The 18,682-nt window shown below is 70.2% G+C and carries 18 protein-coding genes; 16 read left to right on the forward strand and 2 right to left on the reverse strand.

The features are described from left to right. Nucleotides 1–80 precede the first annotated feature (80 nt). Nucleotides 81–1,046: a 5-dehydro-4-deoxyglucarate dehydratase gene (locus ACWDEW_RS09880; RefSeq protein WP_450511263.1), complete on the forward strand. Its 966-nt coding sequence runs from the start codon at nt 81–83 to the stop codon at nt 1,044–1,046. Then, nucleotides 1,043–2,206, forward strand: coding sequence for a hypothetical protein (locus ACWDEW_RS09885; RefSeq protein WP_450511265.1), 1,164 nt, complete (start codon nt 1,043–1,045; stop codon nt 2,204–2,206). Before ACWDEW_RS09880 ends, ACWDEW_RS09885 begins: the two co-directional genes overlap by 4 nt. Here ACWDEW_RS09885 and ACWDEW_RS09890 read toward each other — a convergent pair. Then, entirely contained in the window at nt 2,143–3,432 is a 1,290-nt protein-coding gene (locus ACWDEW_RS09890; protein WP_450511267.1) for an MFS transporter, read from the reverse strand. The two genes, ACWDEW_RS09885 and ACWDEW_RS09890, sit on opposite strands and share 64 nt — an antisense overlap. Before the next feature lie 101 nt (nt 3,433–3,533). Here ACWDEW_RS09890 and ACWDEW_RS09895 point away from each other — a divergent pair, with 101 nt between their 5' ends. After that, entirely contained in the window at nt 3,534–3,755 is a 222-nt protein-coding gene (locus ACWDEW_RS09895) for a DUF6010 family protein (RefSeq protein WP_450511269.1), read from the forward strand. Between the two features lie 59 nt (nt 3,756–3,814). Next, nucleotides 3,815–4,402, forward strand: a complete 588-nt coding sequence (locus ACWDEW_RS09900; RefSeq protein ID WP_450511271.1) for a TIGR03086 family metal-binding protein — start codon at nt 3,815–3,817, stop codon at nt 4,400–4,402. A gap of 130 nt (nt 4,403–4,532) precedes the next feature. Here ACWDEW_RS09900 and ACWDEW_RS09905 read toward each other — a convergent pair whose 3' ends face one another. After that, complete coding sequence (locus tag ACWDEW_RS09905; protein WP_450511273.1) at nt 4,533–5,126, reverse strand: HD domain-containing protein; 594 nt, start codon at nt 5,124–5,126, stop codon at nt 4,533–4,535. A 114-nt stretch (nt 5,127–5,240) separates the two neighbouring features. Here ACWDEW_RS09905 and ACWDEW_RS09910 point away from each other — a divergent pair, with 114 nt between their 5' ends. The 12 genes from ACWDEW_RS09910 to ACWDEW_RS09965 all read left to right on the forward strand — a co-directional run bounded on the left by ACWDEW_RS09910 (nt 5,241) and on the right by ACWDEW_RS09965 (nt 18,648). Further along, on the forward strand, nt 5,241–5,990 hold the full coding sequence (locus tag ACWDEW_RS09910; RefSeq protein WP_450511275.1) for an MBL fold metallo-hydrolase: 750 nt from the start codon (nt 5,241–5,243) through the stop codon (nt 5,988–5,990). Between the two features lie 146 nt (nt 5,991–6,136). Next, entirely contained in the window at nt 6,137–6,829 is a 693-nt protein-coding gene (locus ACWDEW_RS09915) for a GntR family transcriptional regulator (RefSeq protein WP_450511277.1), read from the forward strand. Then, entirely contained in the window at nt 6,826–7,734 is a 909-nt protein-coding gene (locus ACWDEW_RS09920; RefSeq protein WP_450511278.1) for a dihydrodipicolinate synthase family protein, read from the forward strand. Before ACWDEW_RS09915 ends, ACWDEW_RS09920 begins: the two co-directional genes overlap by 4 nt. Further along, nucleotides 7,722–9,452 (forward strand): L-arabinonate dehydratase, encoded by a 1,731-nt coding sequence (araD, locus tag ACWDEW_RS09925; protein WP_450511280.1) that lies wholly within the window; start codon nt 7,722–7,724, stop codon nt 9,450–9,452. Before ACWDEW_RS09920 ends, araD begins: the two co-directional genes overlap by 13 nt. Nucleotides 9,453–9,580: 128 nt before the next feature. Next, the gene (locus tag ACWDEW_RS09930) at nt 9,581–10,516 is read left to right on the forward strand and encodes a carbohydrate ABC transporter permease (protein ID WP_450511281.1); all 936 of its coding nucleotides are present in this window, start codon (nt 9,581–9,583) and stop codon (nt 10,514–10,516) included. Continuing rightward, on the forward strand, nt 10,513–11,397 hold the full coding sequence (locus ACWDEW_RS09935; protein ID WP_362978809.1) for a carbohydrate ABC transporter permease: 885 nt from the start codon (nt 10,513–10,515) through the stop codon (nt 11,395–11,397). The genes ACWDEW_RS09930 and ACWDEW_RS09935 overlap by 4 nt, the downstream gene beginning before the upstream one ends. A 49-nt stretch (nt 11,398–11,446) precedes the next feature. Next, nucleotides 11,447–12,616, forward strand: a complete 1,170-nt coding sequence (locus ACWDEW_RS09940; RefSeq protein WP_450511283.1) for a Gfo/Idh/MocA family protein — start codon at nt 11,447–11,449, stop codon at nt 12,614–12,616. Then, on the forward strand, nt 12,616–13,461 hold the full coding sequence (locus tag ACWDEW_RS09945; protein ID WP_450511285.1) for a DUF6807 domain-containing protein: 846 nt from the start codon (nt 12,616–12,618) through the stop codon (nt 13,459–13,461). The genes ACWDEW_RS09940 and ACWDEW_RS09945 overlap by 1 nt, the downstream gene beginning before the upstream one ends. Then, complete coding sequence (locus ACWDEW_RS09950; RefSeq protein WP_450511287.1) at nt 13,458–14,972, forward strand: family 43 glycosylhydrolase; 1,515 nt, start codon at nt 13,458–13,460, stop codon at nt 14,970–14,972. Before ACWDEW_RS09945 ends, ACWDEW_RS09950 begins: the two co-directional genes overlap by 4 nt. A 117-nt stretch (nt 14,973–15,089) precedes the next feature. Further along, entirely contained in the window at nt 15,090–16,427 is a 1,338-nt protein-coding gene (locus ACWDEW_RS09955) for an ABC transporter substrate-binding protein (protein WP_450511289.1), read from the forward strand. A 104-nt stretch (nt 16,428–16,531) separates the two neighbouring features. Further along, nucleotides 16,532–17,320: a rhamnogalacturonan acetylesterase gene (locus ACWDEW_RS09960; RefSeq protein ID WP_450511291.1), complete on the forward strand. Its 789-nt coding sequence runs from the start codon at nt 16,532–16,534 to the stop codon at nt 17,318–17,320. A 17-nt stretch (nt 17,321–17,337) separates the two neighbouring features. Then, a complete protein-coding gene (locus ACWDEW_RS09965) occupies nt 17,338–18,648 on the forward strand; it encodes a pectate lyase family protein (RefSeq protein ID WP_450511293.1) in 1,311 nt (436 codons plus the stop codon). Nucleotides 18,649–18,682: the final 34 nt, after the last annotated feature.

Below are 18,682 nucleotides of genomic sequence, written 5' to 3' on the forward strand. Positions count from 1 at the left end.
GGCAGATCCTTAGGGTGGGGCTGTTCAGAAATGTAGACGTTGATCAGAAGAACGCACGCGCCTGTTTCAAGGGAGAGCCCGTGACGCCAGCCCCTCTCGCCGACCGGCTCAGTATCCCCAGCGGGCCGCTGTTCTTCCCCGTCACCGCGTACGGCCCCGACGGCGCCGTCGACCTCGACGTGTACCGCGCGCATGTCCGCCAGGGCGTCGAGGCCGGTGCCGCCGCCGTGTTCGCGTGCTGCGGCACCGGCGAGTTCCACGCCCTGCTGCCCGAGGAGTTCGAGGCGTGCGTGCGGGCCGCCGTGGAGGCGACCGGGGGCCGGGTGCCGGTGGTCGCGGGAGCGGGCTACGGCACCGCGCTCGCCGTACGGTACGCACGGCTCGCGGAGGCCGCCGGGGCGGACGGGCTGCTCGCCATGCCGCCGTACCTGGTGGTCGCCGGGCAGGAGGGACTGCTCTGGCACTACCGGGAGGTGGCCGCGGCAACCGCGCTGCCTGTCATCGTCTACCAGCGCGACAACGCCGTGTTCACCCCGGCCACGGTCGTCGAACTCGCCCGCACCGAGGGGATCATCGGCTTCAAGGACGGCCTCGGCGACCTCGACCTGATGCAGCGGATCGTGAGCACGGTACGCAGCGAAGTCCCCGGCGACTTCCTGTACTTCAACGGTCTGCCCACCGCCGAACAGACCCAGCTCGCCTACCGGGGCATCGGCATCACCCTCTACTCCTCCGCCGTGTTCTGCTTCGTCCCCGAGCTCGCGCTCGCCTTCCACCGGGCCCTCGCGACCGGCGACGACACCACGGCGAACCGCCTCCTGGACGGCTTCTACCGGCCGTTCGTCGAACTGCGCGCCCAGGGACGCGGTTACGCGGTCTCCCTGGTCAAGGCGGGGGTGCGCATGCGGGGACTGGACGTCGGCGAAGTCCGCCCGCCGCTGACCGAACCGACCGAGGATCATGTCAAGCAACTCGCTCAACTCATCGAGCGCGGCCACACGTTGATCGAGCCGCAGAGCGATTCGCAGATGGAGGAGGGCGCGTGAAGGCATCGGCGTTCGTCTACCCCTGGGACGTCAACGGCGACCCGGAGGCGGGCGGCAGAATCGCCGCGCTCGGCGTCCACCAGGCGACCCTCGCCTCCGCCTACCACTCCACGCGCGCGTTGACCCCCCGTCACCCGTGCCACCGGGTCGTCACCGCCGAGCACGCCGCCGTCCTGTACCCGCCGGACTTCCGTTGGCAGGGGCGGGAGTTGAGGCCGTACGCGGCCGGCGACTGGGCGCCGGGCGATGCCTACGGGGAGGCCGCCGCAGCCCTCGCGGACGCGGGCCTGGAGGTGCACACCTGGGTGGTACTCGCCCACAACTCCCGTCTGGGCGCGGAACATCCGGACACCTCGGTGGTCAACGCCTACGGCGACCGCTACCCCTGGGCACCCTGCATCGCCCAGCCCGCCACGCGCGCGTACCTCGTCGACCTCGCCGCCGAGGCGGCCGTACGCCCCGGCGCGCACGGCACCGAGCTGGAGTCCCTGGGCTGGTACGGCCTCGCCCATCTGCACGCCCACGACAAGACCGGCGGCATCCCCCTCGGGGACGCGGGCCAGTACCTGATGTCCCTGTGCTTCTGTCCGACCTGCCGCCAGGGCTACGGCGAACAGGGCGTCGACGCCGAGGAGTTGGCGGCGGTGGTACGGGCCGCGCTGGAACCGGTGTGGCGGGGGGCGCCCTCCGGCGGAGGCTGGACGGGGGTCGGGAAACTCCTCGGCGAGGCGAACGCGACGGCCACGCGCGCGTGGCGCGACGACAGGGCCCGCACACTCCAGGAGACGGCGGTCGCCGCGGTCCGGGCCGCCGCACCCGCCGACTTCCAGGTCCTGCTGCACGCCGACCCGGAGTCGTACCACTGCGGCGCCAACGCGGGCGTGGACCCCGCGCACATCCTCTCGGTCGCCGACGGCGTGGTGGTCCCCTGCACGGGTGGTGCGGGCCTGGTGACCCCGTTCGCCGAACAGGGCCTGGACGGCTCCGTGTTGGCGGCCAACTTCACGGTGGTCGCCGGGATGGGCGGTCGCCCGGGGGCACTCGCGGCGGACGCGGAGCGGGCGCGCAGCCTCGGGGCGACGGAACTGCGGCTGTATCACGCGGGGTTGGCGTCGGACGGGGACCTGTCGGAGGTGCGCTCGGCGCTGGCCGGGCTCTGATCCGAGCCAGGCCGCCTCCTCCCCGAAAGAGCTCGGACCCTGCCCGTCCCAACCTGCCCCAGCCACAACCCCGTCGAGACCAACGCCAGCCCGACCAGGATCAACACCACCCGGAAGTCGGCCAGTTCGACCAGTGCCGCACCCGCCGCCAGTCCGATCACGTTCGGTGTGAAGAGCAGGGTGTTGGCGGTGGCGGTCGCCCGGCCCAGCAGTGGACCCGGCACCTCGCGCTGCACGGCGGTGAACGCGGCGATCAGTACGCACGGGAGCCCCAGACCGACCGCCGCGCCGCCCGCCAGGACCACCGGGTCGGACGGCACCGCCCGCGCGGCCACCCCGGCCGCCGCGAGCGCGATCCCGGCCGCCCCGAACCGGCGCTCGCCGAGCCGCCGTAGCGCGGGTCCCGAGACCAGCCCGACCGCGACCGAGCCGACGCCCTGGGCCACGGAGAGCACCCCCGTGTAGGCGGGAGCGTGCCCCAGGGCGTCGACGATCGCGTAGTTCGTCGAGCTGCTCAGGGAGGCCAGGAACATCATGGTCCCGCCCGCCACGACCAGTCGGCGCAGCCCGGGGCGCGCCCACAACTCGCGGACGCCCTCGGCGGTTTGGGCCCGCCAGTCGCCGGCGGGGCGCCGGGGCGGCTCCTCGTGCGCGCGCACGAACAGCCACAGTCCCGCCGCCAGCACGAACGTCACCGCGTCCAGACAGGCCACCGCGGGCCCGCCGAACGCGGCGTACAGGCCCGCCCCCGTCAGCGGCGCGACCAGCTTCATGCCCTCCACGGCCGTCATCCGCAGCCCGTTGAAGTCGCCGAGCAGATCCCGGTCCACCACGGCGGCGACAAGGCCCGACTCGGCGGGGTCCTGGACGACGACGATCGTGCCGTAGACGAGCAGGACCGTGAACAGGAGCCACAGGTCGGCGCGGGAGTCGACGGCGAAGAGGGTGAGGAGGAGGGCGGCCAGGGCGAGGTTCGTGCGGATCAGCAGGGGCTTGCGGCGGACACGGTCGGCGATCGTGCCGAGGGCCGGGCCGCCCAGGGTCGGTGCCCAGACCGCGAACATGCACAGCGCGGCCAGACCGTTCGAGCCGCTGAGGTCCTTCACCCACACGCCGGCCGCCAGCCCCAGCGCGGACGTGCCGAAGGCGGACACCACCAAGCCCGTGAAATACAGCCCCGCGTTGCGGTCCCGCAGGATGCGGGTCACCGTCCAGTTCTTCGTCATGCCTGGTCATCGTGGGTCTAAGGCCGGGGGTGCGGCATCGGGCAGGTGCCCTAGAAACGCGGCGCACGGGACGGTTCCGGCATCGCGGCACGCGCTACCCCATGCCGATCGTCATCGTCATCGGCCTCGGCTACGTGCTTCTCATGTCCCTCCTCCCCGACGAGGCGCACCGGCGGCGCCTCAGCGGCGTGACGGTCGCCGGAACGGGTGCCGCGTATCTCGGCGGAGGCGCCCGGGCGGCTGGGAGTTGCGACCCGGTGATCGCGCCGAGGTGTCTGCGCCAGGGAGCCCCGCGCGGGAACTGGTCCGGGGCCGGGCGATGAGTTCCCGGGCCGCCGTCGGTCTACCCCCTGAGTGAGACCGATCCCCGGAAGGGAAGCGCATGACCGACAGCATCTTCGACCTCGGCCCGCAGACCCGTGTCGTCGCCCGGCTCGTGGAGGGCGTCACCGATGAGCAGCTCGGAGACGTGACCCCGTGCCCCGGGACCGCCGTACGCAACATGCTGGGACATCTGCTCGGCCTGTCCGTGGCCTTCCGCGACGCCGCGCGCAAGGACCTGGGCGTCATGACGGACACCGCGCCGGACACCTCCGCATCCGACATCGGCCTCGGCTGGCGCGCGGAGTTCCCCAAGATCCTCGACGGACTCGCCGAGGCCTGGCGCGACCCGGCCGCCTGGACCGGTATGACCCGCGCGGGCGGCATCGACCTCCCCGGCGAGATCGCCGCCGCCGTCGTGGCCGACGAACTGGTCGTCCACGGCTGGGACCTGGCCCGCGCCACCGGCCAGCCCTACGACCCCGACCCCACCGCGCTCCAGGCCTCGTACACCTTCCTGCTCGCGGCGGCCGAGGACCCGACCGGCGGCGGGGGCATCTTCGGACCGGTGGTGCCGGTACCGGCGGACGCCCCGCTCCTGGACCGGGCGGTGGGACTCAGCGGACGGGACCCGGGCTGGAAGCCTTAGTCCGGTGCCCTCAGCCGTAGCCCAGTGCCCGCAGTCGTGGACCGGTGTCTTCAGCCGTAGCCCAGTGCCCGCAGCCGTGGACCGGCGTCTTCAGCCGTAGCCCAGTGCCCGCAGCCGTGGACCGGCGTCCTCAACTGTGGACGGGGAACGACGCCTGGAACGCCAGCCGCTCGTCCGCCCCGTCGCCGATCCGGGCGAGGACCTCGTCGAGCGCCATGAACTCCTCCCACACCGCCCGGCCGCTCGCCTCGGCCAGCCGGGCCACGACGAGATCCTCCAGCTCGGGGACCCGCTTGTTCTTCCACACCTTGTCGGCGAGGCTCACCAGCAGGTCCTCCGGACCGACATCCGACCGCGCCCACGAGGCGTGCGTCGCGGCGAAGCGGGCCAGCTGCGGGGCGACGCCGTGGGCGAGCAGCAGAGTCCGGCCCGCCTCCTCGTGCGCGGCCCCGGGCCCGGAGAGCTCGGAGACGAACGCGGTCTTGCCCACGTCGTGCGTCGCCGCCCCGAAGAGCACCGCCTCGCGGTCGACCGGCACGCCGGGACAGTGCTGTTCCACCCAGTCGACCAGCTGGTGTGCGACGTCATGAACAGCTCGTAGATGAGCCGCCAGCCGCGGCGGACTGCCCAGCTCCGACAGGAGGTCGACGACACGATCCGGCAGCGGAAGCAGCGGCGGGTCGACGGCACCGGTCATCGCCCTCGACAGGAGCGTGTTGGCCATCACCGCGTCAGAGTACTGACCGCGGTGCCCGGGCGCGGGCGGTCCGGGGCCGAGGACCATGGAACGCCCTGAAATGTGAGTACCGCGGGCCCCGGAACCGTACTCTTCCCCACCATGCCTCTCAGTCTCACCGTCCTCGGCACCGCCTCCCCGCATCCACGCCCCGGCCGCCCCTGCTCCGGGTACCTGCTGCGCGGCGGCGGCGCCGAGGTGTGGGTGGACGCGGGCACCGGAACGTTCGCCGAGTTGCAGCGGCACACCGACCCGGCGCGGCTCACCGCGATCTGGATCTCGCACCTGCACGCCGACCACAGCGCCGATCTCCTCGCCGCCGCCTACGCGTTCGCCTTCGGCGGGATGACTCCGGCCGCCCCGATCCCGCTCTACGCCCCGCAGGACTGCGCGCGCCGCCTCGCCGGCTTCTTCGGACAGCCGGACGTGCGGTTCCTGAGCGGCGTCTTCGACTTCCGCCCGCTCTACGACGGCCACGCCGTCCGGCACTGGAACCTGCGCCTCACCGCACGCGCCGTCGTCCACGACACCGAGTCGTACGGGCTGCGCGCCGAGTGCCAGGGGAGTGTCCTCGGCTACTCCGGGGACAGCGGACCCTGCGAGGCGCTGTCCGAACTCGCGGGCGGCGCCGACGTGTTCCTCTGCGAGGCCGACATCGACCGGCATCGCGAAGGCGAACGTCAGGTCCACCTCACCCCCGAGGATGCCGGCGCCTGCGCCAAGGGCGCGCGCGAACTCCTCATCACCCACGTGGGACCCACCCTCACCAGGGAGGCGGCGCTGGAGCGCGCCGCCGCGATCTTCCCCGGCCGGACCTCGGCCGCCCTCGAAGGGGTCACGAAGACCATGTGAACGCGACCATGGATCAAGACCATGTGAAGCGCTTTCTAGTTCTTCTGTCAGAAGCATTGACGAAACACAGGGCCGCTCCTACCTTCAACGCGTCGTACTTCGTACGTCATATATGAGACGCGATATGTGAGATCCGAGAGGCGCGCATGACCTCTGTGCCCACGCCGATCCCCTCCCGCACGCAGTTCGTGCTGGAAGGGATCAAACACCGCATCCTCACCGGGCAGTTGACGCCGGGTCAGCCCCTGGTCGAGACCGAACTCGCCGCACAGTTCGGGGTGTCCAAGACCCCGGTGCGCGAGGCGCTCAAGACCCTGGCCGGCACCGGGCTCGTCGTGATGAACCAGTACAAGGGCGTCACGGTGCGCATGGTGGACGCGGACATGGCGCGCGAGGTGTACGACGTCCGGCTGCTCCTCGAACCCGAGGCGCTACGGCGGGCCGTGCGACGCAAGGCATCCCTGGACGCCGCACGCGAGGCGCTGACCCGCGCCGACGAGGCCACCGACACCGCCGAACGCTCCCTCGCCAACCGGGAGTTCCACCGAGCCCTGTACCTTCCGTGCGGCAACCCGCTGCTCGGCCGGATGCTCGACGAGGTCCGCGACCAGGCCGCCCTGGTCTCCGCCGTCGCCTGGGCCGCCTCGCCCTCCTGGGAGCGGGAGGCCGGCGAACACCGCGAGATCCTGCGGCTCGCCCTCGACGGCGACGCGGACGCCGCGGCGACCGCGCTGCACGCCCATATCGCGTCGTTCGTACAACGAGCTTTCCCCGGCACCGAGTTGGGGCAGGGACCCGGCACCGGGCCGGGAACCCAGGGAGAGGAAGGTCAGGCATGACAGCGGCGTTCGAGGCCCAACGGGCCGCCCTGGCCGACGTGGTGGCGATCCCGGTGACCCCGTTCGCCGCCGACGGCACCGTCGACCAGGACACCCACCGGGCCCTGCTGCGCCGCCTGCTAGACGGCGGGATCGGCATCCTCACGCCGAACGGGAACACCGGCGAGTTCTACGCCCTGACCCCTCAGGAGCGGCAGCTGGTAACGGAGTTGACCGTCGACGAGGCGGGGGAGCGGGCCGCGATCCTCGTCGGGGTCGGGCACGACGTGCCCACCGCCATCGCCTCCGCCCGGCACGCCCGCGAACTCGGCGCGCAGATGGTGATGGTCCATCAGCCCGTCCACCCCTACGTCTCGCAGGACGGCTGGGTCGACTACCACCGCGCCATCGCCGAGGCCGTGCCCGACCTGGGCGTCGTCCCGTACATCCGCAACGCCCAACTCCTCGGCGCCCGCCTCGCCGAACTCGCCGACGACTGCCCGAACGTCATCGGCGTCAAGTACGCCGTCCCCGACGCGGCCCGCTTCGCCGCCTTCGCACGGGACGCGGGCCTCGAACGCTTCGTATGGGTGGCCGGGCTGGCCGAACCGTACGCGCCCTCCTACTTCTCGGCGGGCGCCACCGGCTTCACCTCGGGACTCGTCAACGTCGCCCCGTCCGTCTCATTGAACATGATCGAAGCGCTTCGATCGGGTGACTATCCGGGCGCGATGAAGGTGTGGGAACAGATCCGACGATTCGAGGAACTAAGGGCCGCAAACGGCTCCGCGAACAACGTCACGATCGTCAAGGAAGCGCTTGCGTCCCTCGGCCTGTGCCGCCGGGACGTACGGCCCCCCAGCAAGCCCCTGCCCGAGAGCGAGCGCGCCGAAGTGGCCGCGATAGCCGCCGGATGGTCCATATGAAGGCACCGGAAGAGCTCAGAAGCCACCAGTGGTACGGCACCGACGGGCTGCGGTCCTTCAGCCACCGGGCCCGCACGCGCCAGCTCGGCTACCTCCCTGAGGAACACCTCGGCAAGCCCGTGATCGCGATCCTCAACACCTGGTCGGACATCAATCCCTGTCATGTGCACCTCCGTGACCGCGCCCAGGCGGTCAAGCGGGGCGTGTGGCAGGCGGGCGGCTTCCCGCTGGAGTTCCCGGTCTCCACGCTCAGTGAGACCTTCCAGAAGCCGACCCCGATGCTCTACCGCAACCTCCTCGCGATGGAGACCGAGGAGCTGCTGCGGTCGTATCCCGTCGACGGCGCCGTGCTCATGGGCGGCTGCGACAAGTCGACCCCCGCGCTGCTCATGGGCGCCGCCAGCGTCGACCTGCCCACAGTCTTCGTCCCCGCCGGGCCGATGCTGCCGGGCCACTGGCGCAACGAGGTCCTCGGCTCCGGCACCGACATGTGGAAGTACTGGGACGACAAGCGCGCCGGCCTCATCGGCGACTGCGAGCTGACGGAGTTGGAGAGCGGCCTGGCGCGGTCGCCCGGGCACTGCATGACCATGGGGACGGCGTCCACGCTGACGGCCGCCGCCGAGGCGCTGGGCGTGACCGTGCCGGGCGCGTCGAGCATTCCCGCCGTGGACTCGGGGCACGATCGGATGGCCGCGCAATCCGGCATGAGGATCGTTGAACAAGTCCACAAGGGACGTGTTCTCTCGTCGATCCTCACCCAGGACGCCTTCGAGGACGCGGTCACCACCGTCCTCGGCCTCGGCGGCTCCACCAACGCCGTGATCCACCTCATCGCCATGGCCGGCCGCGCGGGCGTCCGCCTCACGCTCGACGACTTCGACCGCATCGCCCGCACGGTCCCGGTCCTCGCGAACGTACGGCCCGGCGGACGGACGTACCTCATGGAGGACTTCCACTTCGCCGGCGGCCTGCCCGGGTTCCTCTCCCGGATCACGGACCTGCTCCACCTGGACCGCCCGACCGTCTCCCACGACACCCTGCGCGAACAGCTCGAAGGCGCGCGGGTGCACAACGACGACGTGATTCGACCCCGCGACAACCCGGTGGCGAGCGAGGGCGGAGTCGCCGTCCTGCGCGGCAACCTCTGCCCGGACGGCGCCGTCATCAAGCACATCGCCGCCGAACCGCACCTGCTCAAGCACACCGGCCCCGCCGTCGTCTTCGACGACTACCGGACCATGCAACGCACCATCAACGACCCGGAGTTGGACATCACCGCCGACAGCGTGCTGGTGCTGCGCAACGCGGGCCCGAAGGGCGGACCGGGCATGCCCGAGTACGGCATGCTCCCGCTCCCCGACCACCTCCTCAAGCAGGGCGTCCGGGACATGGTCCGGATCTCCGACGCCCGGATGAGCGGCACGAGTTACGGCGCGTGCGTGCTGCACATCGCGCCCGAGTCGTACGTCGGCGGACCACTGGCGCTCGTACGGACCGGGGACACCATCACCCTGGACGTCGAGGCACGCACCCTCCAACTCAACGTGGACGACGAGGAGTTGGAGCGACGCCGGGCGGAGTGGATGCCGCCGCCCGCACGGTACGAGCGCGGCTACGGCGCGCTCTACAACGACCAGGTCACCCAGGCGGACACCGGCTGCGACTTCGAGTTCCTGGCCCGGCCGGGCAAGGTGCCGGACCCGTACGCCGGTTGAGCACCCCCGTTTCGCATGCCCGACGGGCAAGCGCTTCCTGCACCTGAACGGCACACCTGAACGGCACACCTCAACGACACCCGCACCGTGTACCTGCTGCACCCGCCCCACTGGAACGGAGAACAGTCATGGCCCAAGCCGCAGCCGTGGCGAAACCGCCCGCGCCACCCCGGCGGCGCCGTGCCTCCGCGACCCCGCGCAGGCTCCCGTACCTGCTGATCGCCCCGGCCGCCCTGCTCATGCTGGGCTTCATCGCCTACCCGGTCATCAGCGTCTTCTACTACAGCCTGCAGAACTACAACCCCACCAAACCCTGGCGCAACGGCTTCGCGGGCCTCGACAACTTCACCCACGCCTTCACCGACGACCCCCAGTTCTGGGACACGTTGACCTTCAGCGCCAAGTGGGTCGTCGTCGAGGTGGGCCTCCAACTCCTCTTCGGACTGGCCCTCGCGCTCATCGTCAACCAGACCTTCGTGGGCCGGTCCGTCGGACGCGCGCTGGTGTTCTCCCCGTGGGCCGTGTCGGGCGTCCTGACCTCCGCGATCTGGGTGCTGCTCTACAACTCCCAGACGGGCGTGACCCGTTACCTCGCGGACATGGGAATCGGCCAGTACGGCACGAGTTGGCTCTCCGACCCCTCAACGGTCTTCTCCGCAGCGGTCGTCGCGGACCTCTGGCGGGGCGTCCCCTTCTTCGCGATCCTCATCCTCGCCGACCTCCAGTCCGTGTCGAAGGACCTCTACGAGGCCGCCGAGGTGGACGGCGCGAGCCGCTTCCAGCAGTTCCTGCACATCACGCTGCCGCACCTCAAGGACGCGATCGTCCTCTCCACCCTGCTGCGCGCGGTGTGGGAGTTCAACAACGTCGACCTCCTCTACACCCTGACCGGCGGCGGCCCGGCCGGCGAGACGACCACGCTCCCGCTCTACGTCGCCAACACCAGCGTCGAAGCACACAACTTCGGCTACGCCTCGGCCCTCACCACGGTCGCGTTCGTGATCCTGCTCTTCTTCTCGATCGTCTATCTGCGCCTGAGCAAGTTCGGAGGCGGCGACAAGTGATCACCGAGATCGCCCCGGCCCGCGAGCGGGAGTCCGCCGCACCGCAGCAGCCGCGCAAGGTCCGCCGCGCCTGGGACGAGGTCCCGCGCTGGCAGATCTACGTCCCCCTCGGCATCTACCTCGTCTTCACCCTGATCCCCTTCTACTGGATCCTGCTCTTCGCGTTCCGCCCGGCCGGCTCGACCTCCCTGGTGCCCTGGCCGATGACCCTCGACCACTTCCAGAAGGTGTGGACCGAGCGCAGCTTCGGCGTCTACTTCCAGAACAGCGTCTACGTCGGCGTCGCGACTCTGGTCCTCACCACGGTCGTCGCCCTGGCCGGCGGCTACGCGCTCGCCCGCTTCGAGTTCAGGATCAAGCGCACCTTCATGCTGGCCCTGCTCTGCTCCCAATTCGTGCCGGGCGCCCTGCTGTTGGTCCCGCTGTTCCAGATCTTCGCCAAGCTCCAGATGATCAACTCGCTCGGCAGCGTCATCCTCGCGGAGACCGTCTTCCAGCTCCCGCTGTCGATGATCCTGATCAGCGGCTTCATCCGGAACGTGCCGCAGTCCCTGGAGGAGGCCGCCTGGGTCGACGGCTGCAACCGCTTCGCCGCGTTCCGTATCGTCGTCCTCCCGCTGCTGCGGCCCGGCCTGATCGCCGTCGGCTCCTTCGCCTTCGTGCACGCCTGGAACCACTTCCTCTTCGCCCTGATGTTCCTCTCCGACCAGAGCAAGCAGACCATCCCGGTCGGCCTCAACACCCTGATGAGCGCGGACAGCGTCGACCTCGGCGCGCTCGCCGCCGGCGGCATCGTCGCGGCCGTACCCGTGGTGATCGTCTTCGCCTTCATCCAGAAGTGGCTGATCACCGGCTTCAGCGCGGGGGCGGTGAAGGGATGAGGCAACCGCTTACCCTGCTGGCGAAGATCGTCGACGCAGGGAGAATCCCATGACCCGCCCGAGCGGTGCCACGACCGTTTCCACACCCGTCCCCGTCGTCCTCGCCGGCGCCCGCGGCCACGGCCGCTGGCACGTCGAGAACATCCGCCGGCTCCAGGACAAGGGCCTCGTACGCCTTGTCGGCATCTGCGAACTGACCCCGCTGACGGAGGAGGAGGTCGGCGGCGAACTCCCCGCCCAGTCACCGGACTTCGGTGAACTCCTCGACTCCACCGGCGCCCGGGTGGCCGTGGTCTGCACCCCGATCCCGACCCACACGGACCTCGCCCTCGCCGCCGCGAAGCGGGGTGTGCACCTGCTGCTGGAGAAGCCGCCCGCGCCGTCGTACGCCGAGTTCCGCAGGATGGCCGACGGGGTCGCCGCGGCCGGAGTGGTCTGCCAGATCGGTTTCCAGTCGCTCGGCTCGCACGCCGTGCCCGCGATCCGGAAGCTGATCGCCGGGGGCGCGATCGGCACCCTGACCGGGGTCGGCGGGGCCGGTGCCTGGGCCCGCGACGAGGCGTACTACCGGCGCGCCCCCTGGGCGGGCAAGCGGCGCCTCAACGGCGTCGACGTGATCGACGGCGCGCTCACCAACCCCCTCGCGCACGCCGTCGCCACCGCCCTCGCCCTCAACGGCACGACCCGCGCCGAGGACGTGGCCCGTATCGAGACCGAACTCGTGCGCGCCAACGACATCGAGTCCGACGACACCTCCTGCGTCCGCGTCACCACGGTCCAGGGCCGCCCGGTCACCGTCGCCGTGACCCTGTGCGCCGAACACCCCGGCGAGCCCTATGTGTTGGTGCACGGCAGCGAGGGCCGGATCACCTACTGGTACAAGCAGGACCGCGTCCTGCTCCAGCGGGCGGGCCACGGCCCGGAGGAGTTCGAGTACGGCAGCACGGACCTGCTGGAGAACCTGGTCGCCCATCTCGTCGACGGCGAAGCCCTGTTGGTCGAACCGGACGCGACGGGGGCCTTCATGAAGGTCGTCGAAGCGATCCGCCAGGCCCCCGACCCGGCCCAACTCCCCACAGACGCATGGCACTTGCTGGCCGACGAGAACCGCAGGGTCGTCCCCGGCATCGACGCACTGGTCACGGCGGCGGCCGACACCCTCGCCCTCTACTCAGAGCTGGGCGCCTCCTGGGCCCCACCGAAAGAGGTGAGCACCTGATGATCACCCATGACACACCGGTGCTGCGTGTCGCGGGCCGCCCGGTCGCCCGGTACGTCACCCGGCCCGAGCTGCCCGCCCGGCTCTCCCCGCGCCCGTATCTGCACCCCGTGACCACCCTGTCCGGTACGGCGGTCACCGAACTGAGCCCCGTCGACCACACCCACCACCTCGGCGTCGGTGTCGCCGTTCCCGACGTCGAGGGGCACAACTTCTGGGGCGGACGGACGTACGTCCAGGGCCATGGCCCCACCGAACTGGACAACCACGGCGCCCAACGCCACTCCGCCTTCCAGCTCCGCGACCCCGACGGCTTCGTGGAGGAACTGCGCTGGGTGGCCGCCGGCGCCGAGCTGCTCCGTGAACGCCGTACCGTCGCCGCCACCGAACTCACCGACACCGCCTGGGCGTTGGACTTCACCTTCTCCCTCACCAACGTGACGCCGGACCCTCTGTCGATCGGCAGCCCCGCCACCAACGGCCGTCCCGGAGCCGCGTACGGCGGCTTCTTCTGGCGGGCCCGCAAAGAGGCGGAGGCCCCGCGCGTCTTCACCGCCGACCGCGAGGGCGAACCGGCCGTCCACGGCACCTGCGCCGACTGGCTGGCCCTCGCCGGAACCGGCTGGACGCTGGTCCTCGCCGGCGCCACGGACCGTTCCCGTCAGGACCCGTGGTTCGTCCGCACCGCCGAATACCCGGGTGTGGGCTCGTCGTTGGCCACGGACGAACGGCTGCCGGTCCCGCCCGGCGAGACGGTCGTACGACGCATCGTCACCGTCGTCGCGGACGGCACCCTGGACCGGGGCGAGGCGGCGGTGCTGGTGCGGAAGGCGGTCTGCCAGTGACCCCCGAGACGTACACCAACCCCGTCCTGAACGCCGACTGGTCCGACCCGGACGTCATCCGCGTCGGTGACGACTTCTACCTCACCGCGTCCAGCTTCGGCCGCGTACCGGGCCTGCCGCTGCTGCACTCCCGCGACCTGGTGAACTGGACCCTGGTCGGCCACGCCCTCCAACGCCTGGAACCGGTCGGGGAGTTCAGGACCCCACGGCACGACTGCGGTGTCTGGGCCCCCGCGTTGAGATACCACGACGAACGCTTCTGGATCTTCTGGGGCGACCCCGACCGGGGCATCTTCCAGATCAACGCCCCCGAGATACGCGGCCCTTGGACCCGCCCTCACCTCCTCAAGGAGGGCAAGGGCCTGATCGACCCGTGCCCCCTGTGGGACGACGAGAACGAGGGTGAGGCCTACCTCGTCCACGCCTGGGCCAAGTCCCGCGCGGGCATCAACAACCGCCTCACCGGCCACCGTATGCACCCCGACGGCACGACCCTGCTCGACGACGGCAAGGTGATCGTCGACGCGGACCAGGTCCCCGGCTGGTTCACCCTGGAGGGCCCCAAGGTCCACCGGCACGACGGCTGGTTCTGGATCCTCGCGCCTGCGGGGGGAGTCGGGACCGGCTGGCAGGGCGCGTTCCGCTCGCGCGGCTTCTTCGGACCGTACGAGGAGAAGGTCGTCCTGGAGCAGAAGGACACCGAGGTCAACGGCCCCCATCAGGGCGCGTGGGTGCGCACGCCGTCCGGCGAGGACTGGTTCCTGCACTTCCAACAGCGCGGCGCCTACGGCCGGGTCGTGCACCTCCAGCCGATGCGCTGGGGCGACGACGGCTGGCCCGTGATCGGCGACGCGGGCGCCCCCGTAGCCGTACACCGGAAGCCGGATCTCCCGCCGCAGCCGCCCGCGGCGCCCGCCACGGACGACGACTTCCCCGGCGGACGGTACGGCCGCCAGTGGCAGTGGACGGCGAATCCGCAGGACGGCTGGGCCACCCACCACTCGGGGGACGGTCTGCGGCTGACCTGCGCACGCTCCGCCGACGCACACGACCTGCGCAGGCTCCCGAACCTGCTCACCCAGCGATTGCCCGGCGTTCCGGTTGCCGTCGAGGTCGAACTGAGGCTGCACAGCGGGGAGTTGGGAGCGCGCGCCGGACTGGCCGTGCTGGGCGACGCGTACAGCTGGATCGGACTCCAGCGGGGCGCGGACGGAGAGGTGCGGTTCGTGCACCGCTTCGCCGAGCCCGGCGCCGAGCGGGAACGGGACTCGGGGGAGTCCTGCCTCGCGCCCGAAGGCCGGGTCCGGCTGCGGATCGAGATCGGCGCCGGGGCGCGGTGCCGCTTCTTCCACGACGTCGGAGACGGGCCGCGGCCGAGCGGCCAGGTCTTCGCCGCCACCCCCTGGCGCTGGGTCGGGGCCCTGCTCGGGCTCTTCGCGCTCGCGCCCGTCGGCACGGGACATGCCGGCGCGGCCGTGTTCACGCGGTTCCGGATCAGTTCTCTCCACTAACTCGCCCTGCCCGTAAGCCTGTTGGGAGTCGCCATGACGCACCTCCGTAGCAAGCGCTTGCCAGCCACTGGCCGTGACCTCATCACCCCGTTGGACCCACAAGAAGAGAGCCGACCTATGAAGACCAGCATCCGCAGAAGCCGGCGGGCCGCGATGGCCGTCGCCCTGGGCTCCGTGCTCGCGCTGACCGCCACCGCCTGCGGCGACGACGGCAGCGGTGGAGCGGGGGACAAGGGCGACGAGGGCTCCGGCAAGGGCACGATCACCTTCTGGGACAACAACGGCGGTGTCCGTACCGACATCTGGAAGCAGATCATCGCGGACTTCGAGAAGAAGAACCCCGACATCAAGGTCAAGTACGTCGGGATACCGGCGGCGAGCGCCCAGTCCAAGTACGACACCGCGATCCAGGGTGGCGGTCTGCCCGACGTGGGCGGGGTGGGCACCGCGGTGCTCGCCGAGGTCGCCGTGCAGGGGGCGTTGGAGCCGTTGGACAGCCGGCTCAAGTCGAGTTCGCTGAACGGCAAGTTGAGCCAGAACCTGCTTGACGTCAGCAAGTCCGCCGGCGGCGGGGACACCCTGTACCAGATCCCGACCTCCGCCAACAACGGCACGCTGTGGTACCGCACCGACCTGTTCAAGGCGGCCGGTCTGGACGCGCCGACCACCTGGTCGAAGTTCTACGCCGCCGCCGACAAACTCACCGACAAGGCGAAGAACAAGTTCGGGTTCACCATTCGGGGCGGTGAGGGGTCGATCGCGCCCGCGTTGGACGCGGTGTACGGGCAGACCGGGATCACGTCGTTCTGGAACGGGGACAAGACGACGGTCAACGACCCCAAGAACGTTGCCGCGTTGGCGAAGTATGTGGGGCTGTTCAAGAAGGACACTCCGTCCGCCGACCTCAACAACGACTTCACCAAGATGGTCGCGCAGTGGGACAGCGGCACGATCGGGATGCTGAGCCACAACCTCGGGTCGTATCAGGATCATCTGAAGGCGCTGGGCGCGGACAAGTTCAAGGGCATTCCCAATCCGACGCTGGACGACGGCACGCGGGTGCAGATCTCCAACCCCGTCGACGGGCTGAGCCTGTTCAAGTCCAGCAAGAACAAGGAAGCGGCCTGGAAGTTCATCGAGTTCGCGGTTTCCGCGGCGGAGAACTCCAAGTTCAACGAGTCGGCGGGGCAGGTGCCGGCGAACACGGATGCGGCGGGCGCCGCGTGGATCCAGAAGTCCGAGCCCACGAAGTTGGCGGCTGCGGCACTGAACGGGGCCGACACGAAGATTGTGCAGCTGCCGTATTACCTGCCGGACTGGAACACGATCTCCAAGGCGGACAACGAGCCGAACTTCCAGAAGTTGCTGCTGGGGAAGATGACGGCGAAGGAGTTTCTGGACACGTTGGCCGACCAGTTGAACAAGGCTCAGGCGGACTGGAAGAAGAACCACTGAGATTGGGTGGTTTCGGTTTGTGGGGGACTGCGGGTCCGTTGTGGCTGGTCGCGCAGTCCCCCGCGCCCCTGAAGACAAAAGACGAAGCCGGAAGGTGAGCCATCATGTCTCTTACCCGCAGACAGATCACCCTTGCTGGTCTTGCTGCTGTTCCCTTGCGAGTCGGTCGGCAAGAGGGCCGTACTCTCTACATCGCCGGTGATTCCACCGCCGCCCAGAAGTACTCCACCGAAGCGCCCGAGACCGGGTGGGGAATGGCGCTGCCCTTCTTCCTGCGGCGGGGAGTGAAAGTCGCCAACCATGCCGTGAACGGCCGTAGTTCGAAGAGTTTCGTCGACGAAGGGCGGCTGGACGTAATCCTCGCCGCCATTCGCCCCGGTGATCTTCTCCTGGTCCAGTTCGCGCACAACGACGAGAAGATCGCCGACCCGACCCGCTACACCGAGCCCTGGACGACGTACCAGGACTATCTGCGGCTCTACCTCGACGGGGCCCGCAGCCGTGGTGCCCGGCCCGTGCTCGCCACTCCCGTCGAGCGCCGCAGGTTCGACGCCGACGGCAACGCCGTTCCCACGCACGGCGATTACCCGGCGGCGATGCGCGCGCTCGCCCAGGAGGAGCGGGTCGCGCTGCTCGACATCGAGGCGCTGTCGCTCGCGTTGTGGCAGCGGCTCGGGGTCGAGGAGACGAAGGTCTACTTCAACTGGACCGACACCGAGCAGGACAACACGCACTTCAATCCGCCCGGTGCGATCGCCGTGGCGCGGCTCGTGGCGCGGGAGTTGGTTCGTACCCGGGTGCTCGCGCCGCGTGATGCTGTCCGACTGCGCGACGAGATTCCCACGTCCTGGATCACCTGGCCCGAGGCGACGGACGCCTCGGACGTCCTCTGAGCAAGGAGACCCGCACAGTGCATTCATTTGTATGTCATGGACGCGTCATAGGTTCGCTGGTGGGGTGCACGGTGCTGGCGCTCGCCCTCACCAGCACCACCGCGCAGGCCCATCCGCGCAACCTCGCCCGGGAGACCCTCGGTGCCGGTGACGGCTGGGCCTCCTACGGCACCGGCACGAGCGGGGGCGCCGCCGCCACCCCCGACCACGTCTACACCGTCTCCAACTGGGCTGACTTCAAGGCCGCGTTGACCGCCGGCGGGACGGCGCCGAAGGTCATCAGGGTCAAGGGGACCATCGACGCCAACGCCGAGGGCTGCGACTCCTTCGCCGCGCCCGGCTACGACTTCGCGCAGTACCTCGCCACCTACGACCCCGCCGTCTGGGGCTACGACCAGAACCTCGACAACGAGCCCGCCGCCAGCCCGGAGGGCCTGCGCCGGGTCTCCGCCGCCAACCAGAACACCGCCATCAAGGCGTTCGTGCCCGCCAACACCACCATCATCGGCATCGGCAAGGACGCCGGGTTCAAGGGCGCCAGCCTGCAGATCACCGCCGTGGACAACGTCATCGTCCGCAATCTGGCCTTCGAGAGCCCGCTGGACTGCTTCCCGCAGTGGGACCCGACCGACGGCGACACCGGCAACTGGAACTCCGAGTACGACAGCGCCGTCATCTACGGCTCCACCCATGTGTGGCTGGACCACAACACGTTCACCGACGGCGACCACCCGGACAGCTCACTGCCCACCTACTACGGGCGCATCTTCGAGCAGCACGACGGCGAGCTCGACATCGTCAAGGGTGCCGACTACGTCACCGCCTCCTGGAACGTCTTCTCCGACCACGACAAGACGATCCTCATCGGCAACAGCGACAGCGCTTCGACCGCCGCTGTCGACCGGGGACATCTGAAGGTCACGCTCCACCACAACCTGTTCTCGAACCTCGTCGAGCGCGCACCCCGCGTCCGGTTCGGACAGGTCGACTCCTACAACAACCACTTCGTCGCCGAGCCCGGATACGGCTACAGCTACGGCATCGGCAAGGAGTCCCAACTCGTCGCGGAACACAACGCGTTCACGGTCCCGGCCGGCATCTCGGAGGCCGCCATCCTCAAGAAGTGGTCCGAGGCGCCGCTCACCGCCGACGACAACTACGTCAACGGCGAGCTCACCGACCTGATCGCCGTCCACAACGCGGGTGTGCCCAGCGAGATCCTCCAGTCCGACGCGGGCTGGACCCCGACCCTGCGCACGAGGGTCGACCCCGCGAGGGCCGTGCCGTTCGTCGTCGACCGCAACGCCGGTGCGGGCCGCCTGCGCTGACCTCTCGTCATCCCGCCATCTCGTCATAAGGAGC

The organism is Streptomyces sp. NPDC001100, assembly GCF_053598575.1.